This window comes from Aestuariivirga sp., assembly GCF_044239095.1.
Lineage (GTDB): Bacteria > Pseudomonadota > Alphaproteobacteria > Rhizobiales > Aestuariivirgaceae > Aestuariivirga.
The window spans coordinates 1-7165 of record NZ_JBIICB010000225.1; the positions used below are offsets into that span (position 1 = coordinate 1).

A 7165-nucleotide genomic window follows, 5' to 3' on the forward strand; every position below is an offset into this window, starting at 1 on the left:
TTATGCCCCTGCACCGAAGAAATGTTGACGATGGCCCCGCCCCCGCGTGCCGCCATGTGCGGAATGCCGTAATGAGCCGTGTTATAGATCGAGCCGACGTTCACCGCCATACAGCGCTCCCATGTGGCCGCATCGGTGGTCAAGACGGTGCCGAAGGGGTGTACCGCGGCTGCATTCACGATGATGTCGAGTGCACCGTGGCGTGCGACGCAATCTGCAACTGCGGCGGCGACTTCGTTTGTCGAGGACACGTCTGTGAGGCGCGCCGTCATGGCAAGCCGTTCCTCACGTGCCAGCCTATCGAAAGATTCATTTACCTCAGGATCGATCCCGAGACCGATGACACTCGCCCCAGCCGAGGCAAGCCGCCTCGCCACAGCCCGTCCGATGCCCGAGGTTCCCGTGATCAACGCAACCTTTCCTGCGAATTCAGTCATCTTTCCCTCCAATCAGCCTGCATTGACAGGTTGATACCACATCGAAAGCGTCCGGAAGCAATGCCTTGCAACACGCGCTTACAGAACGCTGACCCGTGCATGCCGTCAACTCATCTCACTCCACCTCGGAGGAGCGCCCGCCCTGCGTTTATGTCAACGCCCTGATTTGCATCTCCAAGACGAGACAGCCCGGTGGACTGCGACCCTCACTCCAAATATCATGCCGAGAGGTTCTCAAATCTTGGAGTGAAAAGCTGATGGCGGGGAATGAAAGGCAGCTTGGGCGTGCAACCCTGGCGACCGATCCGCGGTTCTTGAGGGCTGGAGCGGTTTTCACCCGTGAAATGGCCATCGCTGCCGGCCTGCCGGAAAGGGTGGCCGCCAATCTCGAACTTGCGGCTGAGGAAGCAGGTCTGCTTATCATCGATCAATCCTTCGAGGGCCAGCGAACCGGCTCCTTTGATATCATTTGCGAGTATCGTGACGGCCGGTTCATTGCCGCATTCGAGGACCAGGGCTTGCCCTTCGAATGGGGTAAGGCGGCGAAGTCCGACACTTCACGCCACTCCGTCGCCCTGCTCAGCGGTTTCGCCGACGAACTGCGCATGATCAATCTTGGCCGCGACGGGAAACGCCTGGAGTTCGTGGTCCATCAATCCAGCCCCTTCCTCGAGACCTCATTCCGCGAAGGCGGCGATGAGGACGACACCGAGGCAGGAGATGTTGCCCCACTTGATACCCCACTCGAGTTGAGGCCTGCCATCCCAGAGCGCGATGGCATTGCCTTTGCCCGCTGCATGTACAAGGTCTATGGCTTCACCTATGTGGAAACCGTCTATTTTCCCGAACGGGTCCGCAGCCTGATCGAGAAGGGCCTTCTCATGTCATTCGTGGCTGTCACCGCCGATGGTGAGGTCGTCGGGCATCAGGGCATAAAGTTGGACTCTCCCACGGCCCGTGTCGCTAACATTTGCATGGGAGCCGTCGACCCTCGCTATCGTGGCCGCCGCCTGTTCGAGCAACTCAAGGACATGGCTGTCGATGCGATGCGCCAACGGGGTTTGCTTGGTGTTCACAGCGAGGCCGTCAGCCTTCATCCCTTTTCCCAGAAGGCAAACTTCAAGACCGGCGGACGGGAAACCGGCATGTTGCTTGGTCACGTTCCACGTGGTTTCACCTTCAAGGACATCAAGGACAGCGATATCATTGGCGAAGACCGGCAAACGGCCGTTCTCTTCTATAATGTGCTGAATGCCCCTCCGCGGCGGAGCGTCCATCTCCCAGCGCGGCATCGCCAGATGATCGAGCGCATCTATTCCTGGGCTGGTATCGACCGCAACACGGCAACGCCTGAGACTGGGGCCATTTCGGCCTTGCCCGAAGCAGCGCGGATTGATGTGGATGTGACACCTGCGCAAGGCTCGGCGGTGATCAAAGTGATAGAGCCCGGTAGCAATCTCGCCAGCCTGCTGCGTGCCCAGCGAGACGAACTGAAGCTAGGGAGAATCGAAGTCATCTATCTCGACATAGCCTTGCACTGGCCTGCTACCCCCAATCTCGTGGAGCAGGCAGAGGAGCTTGGTTTTTCCTTCTGCGGCATTTACCCCGAGAAGCACGAAGACGGCGACCTCTTGCGTCTCCACTATTTGAACAACCTTCGCATCGACCCCACCCGGATCGTGACCATCAACGAGATGGGCAAGGACTTGCTGGACTATACTCTCGCTGAATCGAAACGCGTCCAAGCTCAAGCCTGACATCGCCTTAGTCCTGAGACCTTCATCTTGACGCTGCAGCGTCGAGGTAGCGTCTGCGCAGGAGCTGTGAATAGATGACAAGTCCAGACCTCAGCAGATCACCGATTCTCCTAGATCAGAGATAGTCCTGAACTTGGCACAGGCGATACCAGCCGCACACATGATGTCGGCCGGCTGAACAAGCTGCCCGCCGAAAACATCTGGCAGTACCTTCGCGCCAAATGGCTCTCCGTCGGTATACTCCAACTTCCGGCGGAATCATCGAAACAGCACGCGACGCCTGGCGGAGGCTCGTTGCCAGACCAGAGACCATCACCCCAATCGGAATGCGGCAATGGGCTCATATAGGTCAGACCCAATGACCACCGGCATAGTCAGACGCTGAGCTGTCTCACCGGCCGCCAGCTGACATGGGATGACAGGAAAGTGTGAAAGGCCGGGGAGCCGCACCGCGTCGCTGCGAGATCTTCATAGACTTGACGGTTCAAGCCCGTCCGCTGCCACCTCGAGGCGCCATGCTTCAGGGGAGAGCGAATTTGGACCGGCACATAGTACGGGCGGCGCCTTCCGCCAGCATAAGCCCGGCGATGAAAGTCATGATCGTCACTACCCAGGAAGAAATGCCGTTCATCCAGGTATCCGAATGTCTCGAGGTCGGACTTGAGAAGAGCCCAGGGGCCACGATTCACGGTTTCGCAAATGTATCGCTTTCCGAGCCAGGTGGAGATGTCGCCGGTCTCAACATTCTCTCCCGCAAGGCCGACATACATCGGGGCTTTCAGAAGGCGCCTGACATGCCGTGCCATGACGGCCCCAATCCGAGACCGTGGGGTCGCGAGCAAGTTGAAGGCATGACCGCAGCGGCCAGAGACAGACGCTGCACCTTCGTCAAGCGCCCGGTGGAATGCCATGTCAAAGCCGGGATGCCGGATGAAGATGTCGGCCTGCACCTCGATCACATAGGGTGCCGCCGCCAGGTTGAAGCAGATATTGTCGCAAGCCGTCTCAAAGATCGGAACGTCGTTGCGCAGGACAATGGCCTCAACGAGGCAATTGCTGCCCGCAGACTTCAGGAAGGACGTCACCAGCTCAACCGTCCGGTCCTCTGACCCGTCGTCCAGTACGATCAGCTGGCTTGGGCATGAGATTGACGTCAGCAAGCAGGAGAGGGTCTCCAGAATACATTGCTCATGGTTGAACGTCGGGATGCAGATGGCCTGCCGGGGAGCAATGGTTGACGCACTCAGATGGGAGGCAAGCTGCGGCACAGTCCGAAGGCGATGGGGCACCGGGGTCATATGCAGGCGGCGGAAATAGGCGCCGCTCTCGATGTCCCTGCAAAGATGCTGAAATCTGTCAACTAGATCCATGCTCGCCAGCATCACACAAGTTGCACCGCCGTTCTACGACATTATCGCTACTTGCGGTCATCAACCCGTGCCGTATACACCGGTTAACTTAGAGCATGATCCTGCGCGCGTTCCGATAAGGCATTTCGAATTTGCCGGAACGCGCGTTAGCATCGAAGCAGAGCGCAGGAGACGGAACCCGCGATGAAACTGCATATCAATTATGCCGCAGGTTGTTACTTGGTATCCCAGCGTACCTGCGGCGCAAGCGCCTTGCAGAACGGCTTTGACAAGACGATGGCCTACGGGCTGCCGGACATCGAGGCAGCGTTCCTCGACGTCAATCGCTTCACCTTTTCCCAACCACGGGGCGCCGGATACTGGCTCTGGAAACCGTATGTCATTCTTAAGACCCTCGTGACGCTCGATCCGGGGGACTGGCTCATGTACACAGATTCCGGCATGTATTTCGTCCGCGATCCGTGGCCCTTCATCTTGCCGCATGAAGCAAGGATCGGGGAGAGGGGCATCCTTGCGATGGGGCGTACAGGCCTGAATAGTCAATACACCAAGAGAGATACATTTCTGCTGATGGGATTGGACGAGCCGCACTATCGCGATGCGCCCCAGATCACGGCCTCGATGATGGTCTGCAGGAACACGCCGCTCGCGCGGAACTTCATCGAAGAATGGCTGGCCTATGCGCGTGACCCCAGGATCCTGACCGACCTTCCGAACACCCAGGGCTTGCCGAATTACCCAGACTTCAGGGATCACAGACATGACCAAAGCATCCTGAGCCTTCTCGCGATGAAGCATGACATAGCTTTTGTCAGCGGAGTGACCCAGTGGGAGATGCCGGACGCTCCCTGTGTGATCCACCACCGAAACCGGGAATGACATCCCAGTTCGGAACGAAGGACCAAGCTAGGCACCGTAGACGCTTGCCACTCGACACCGGCGCAGACACTCCGGATTCAGTCACATTCACAAGAAGAAAGTACTTGCTTGATAGGAGCTTTGGAATTCTGCAAAAAAGAACCGCGGGACTAACGCGTCGACACCGCCGCGAGCTCTAAGCAGACTATCTGACGTTGGGCTGACAGGTGTCGCAGGTGAACGCCCTGCGGCTCGCCATTTCCACGCGGCGGATTTCCGATGCACATGCCGGGCAGTGGGACTTGTTGAAGATGTTCACCCGCTCGCCATAACGGCTGCGCGCTTTCTTTACACCGTCGACCGTAATGATCGAGTTGGCTTTCACACCAATCTGGAGAAGATGCACCGCATCTGACCACAACCTGTCGAATGTCTCTCGCGAGATCGCATGTCCCGGCGTCTCCGGGCTCACTTTTTGGCGCCAGAGAAGTTCACTCCGGTAGATGTTGCCAATCCCGGCAATCACCGCTTGATCCATCAGCAGAATTCCGATTTGCGTCTTGCTCTTTCTAATCCGCAGCCAGGCACGCTCGGGGTCGGCATCGGAACGCAGCACATCAGGCCCAATGCGCGCGATCAGCGCCAATCTTGCGGGCATGCTCAGAACCTCGCAGCAATTCGGTCCGTTGATATCGACACAATGCGTCTTGCTCATCATGCGCACACGTACTGCGCCCTTCGGTTCCGCCGCGGGGCATTTCTGGGGCTTGAACATGCCAAACAGGCCCAGATGAACGTGAAGCGCTTCATCGCCGAAGTAATAGAGCAAATGCTTTCCGTAGGCTTCAATACCAGTGCAAGTCCTCCCATCAAGCACCTCAGCACCTTCCAGAAAACGGCCCTGCGGCGAGGAGACATCGAGGCGGTGTCCAACAAGCATGGGCCGCTGATCAAGCGCGGCTCGATGTATTGTGTGTCCCTCAGGCATTTTCTGGAATCCCGCGCTGGCATCAGGGCAGGGAGGGAAGCAAATCATAGCATCGGCCGCAAACGCCAAGTTGCCGCGCTACGAAAGAGCATGTTCGACCAGGAAACCGATCTCAACCTGCTTGAAAAATGCCACCGGCAGGCTGCGCCCAGACTGAGACAGCCATTCAGGCATTTTCCGCAAGCTTCTCATACTGGCTGGGCAGCTACGATCGGTGTAGATGACATAAGATGAGCACTCTCTTGGCATCTCGAATGGCTTCTTGGGTCGCAACACAAGGCCCTCTGAGCTATCGCTCTTTCACAGAGATCTCATCTCGACGGAACGAAAGGCAGAGGTAGAAAATCATGAGAGAGCCTGCGAGATCAGCCAGCGGACCAACTCCTCCCGCCGAGTTTCGTTCACTTTCCAAGACCGGCGTTGCTGTGATTTTCGGCTCTGGCGGTGGCATCGGAAGCGCACTGATGGATGCACTGAGATCCAATGGCAGCTTCGCGCATCTGGTGGGCTTCAATCGAAAGACAACTCCGTCAATCGACCTCATGAACGAAGCGAGCCTCGAACACGCCGCGAAGTACGCGGCCGGAATGGGTGAGTTACGGCTTGTGATCGACGCGACAGGATTTCTTCACGACGAGCGCCAGCGGCCAGAAAAAAGCTGGCGTCAGATCGATGCGGGTAATCTCGCCCGCTCCTTTGCCTTGAATGCCATCGGTCCCGCACTTATCATGAAGCATGTGCTCCCGCTCTTGCCCCGGTCAGGCAAGGCCGTTTTCGCGACCCTCTCGGCAAGAGTTGGAAGCATTGGCGATAATCGTCTTGGTGGCTGGTACGCGTATCGTGCATCAAAAGCAGCACTCAACCAACTCGTGCGGACGTCCGCGGTCGAATTGGCGCGTCAGTCCCCGGAAGCAATCTGTGTCGCCTTGCATCCAGGTACGGTTGCAACATCATTGTCCGCTCCGTTTGCAGCGACTGGATTGAAGGTCCACACACCTTCTGAAGCAGCCCACCATTTACTGGGCGTCGTCGATGAGCTAACCGCCGCTTCCAACGGCGGCTTCTTCGACTGGCGAGGGCAGCCTGTAACCTGGTAGCTCTGCTGAATGTTGACAGGCCATCGCTTTCTGGTTTTGCAGCCGCTTTCCAGTCACTCCCGCAGCATGCTGTAGCGCCATCTCCGCTGTGGCAGTTGGCAAAGACGATGCCCATGAAATGGCCGGGCGCCAGGCCCCATGGATGAAGACGTCTCGCTTGCGGGGATGGACAGAAATGGTCCATGCGCATGTTTACCCGGTGATGGCGAGTACGTCGGTCGCCAGACCCAGAATTCACGACATTGTGATCAACTTCATCAGCACTGCAAGGGTCAGATTTCACCAGCGACATAAACGCTCGTTTACGAGATCGAGCAAGTCATTCTATCGTTTCATTGTTTGGGATTGTCCAGCAAAGAGCTCGAAGCAGCCAGAACGGAAGTTGAGAAGATGGAGACCTACGACCAGTCGGGCGCGCTGGTGCCTTGGCACTCGGAGGAGCGCCTGCTCATCTCAGGCGTTGAGCTCAGTGTTGCTCCACCGATTGAGTTGAATGTCGAGTCTCCGGAGCTCCGCTATCAGAAGCTGACACATCAGTAGTGTCCGGTTTAATTCATGATCAATCGCGAAGAGGCCAATAACGACGTGGTGTTTGGCGATTTTCGGGGTGTCCACGATTTGAAATCCGTTCCGCTCTTTTGCGATGCTCTTGGGCTTG

7 protein-coding genes are annotated in these 7165 nt (G+C 57.4%); 4 read left to right on the forward strand and 3 right to left on the reverse strand.

Features of this window, described 5'->3' with window-relative positions:
* Nucleotides 1-437: SDR family NAD(P)-dependent oxidoreductase (locus tag ACILRA_RS17205; RefSeq protein ID WP_395663294.1), on the reverse strand; the 437-nt coding region annotated here is incomplete at its 3' end.
* Between the two features lie 257 nt (nt 438-694).
* On the opposite strand from ACILRA_RS17205, the gene ACILRA_RS17210 reads away from it, so the two are divergent.
* Nucleotides 695-2194: a GNAT family N-acetyltransferase gene (locus tag ACILRA_RS17210; protein ID WP_395663295.1), complete on the forward strand. Its 1500-nt coding sequence runs from the start codon at nt 695-697 to the stop codon at nt 2192-2194.
* A 374-nt stretch (nt 2195-2568) separates the two neighbouring features.
* On the opposite strand, the gene ACILRA_RS17215 is transcribed toward ACILRA_RS17210, so the two are convergent.
* Nucleotides 2569-3576 carry a glycosyltransferase family 2 protein gene (locus ACILRA_RS17215; protein ID WP_395663296.1) on the reverse strand — a complete coding sequence of 336 codons (1008 nt, stop codon included), beginning with the start codon at nt 3574-3576 and terminating at the stop codon, nt 2569-2571.
* Between the two features lie 171 nt (nt 3577-3747).
* Between ACILRA_RS17215 and ACILRA_RS17220 the strand changes: the two genes are divergently transcribed.
* Nucleotides 3748-4443: a hypothetical protein gene (locus tag ACILRA_RS17220; protein ID WP_395663297.1), complete on the forward strand. Its 696-nt coding sequence runs from the start codon at nt 3748-3750 to the stop codon at nt 4441-4443.
* 184 nt (nt 4444-4627) lie between these two features.
* Here ACILRA_RS17220 and ACILRA_RS17225 read toward each other — a convergent pair whose 3' ends face one another.
* Nucleotides 4628-5458 carry an Fpg/Nei family DNA glycosylase gene (locus ACILRA_RS17225; RefSeq protein WP_395663300.1) on the reverse strand — a complete coding sequence of 277 codons (831 nt, stop codon included), beginning with the start codon at nt 5456-5458 and terminating at the stop codon, nt 4628-4630.
* Nucleotides 5459-5757: 299 nt separating this feature from the next.
* On the opposite strand from ACILRA_RS17225, the gene ACILRA_RS17230 reads away from it, so the two are divergent.
* Nucleotides 5758-6507: an SDR family NAD(P)-dependent oxidoreductase gene (locus ACILRA_RS17230; protein ID WP_395663298.1), complete on the forward strand. Its 750-nt coding sequence runs from the start codon at nt 5758-5760 to the stop codon at nt 6505-6507.
* Nucleotides 6508-6897: 390 nt separating this feature from the next.
* Entirely contained in the window at nt 6898-7047 is a 150-nt protein-coding gene (locus ACILRA_RS17235) for a hypothetical protein (RefSeq protein WP_395663299.1), read from the forward strand.
* Nucleotides 7048-7165 lie beyond the last annotated feature (118 nt).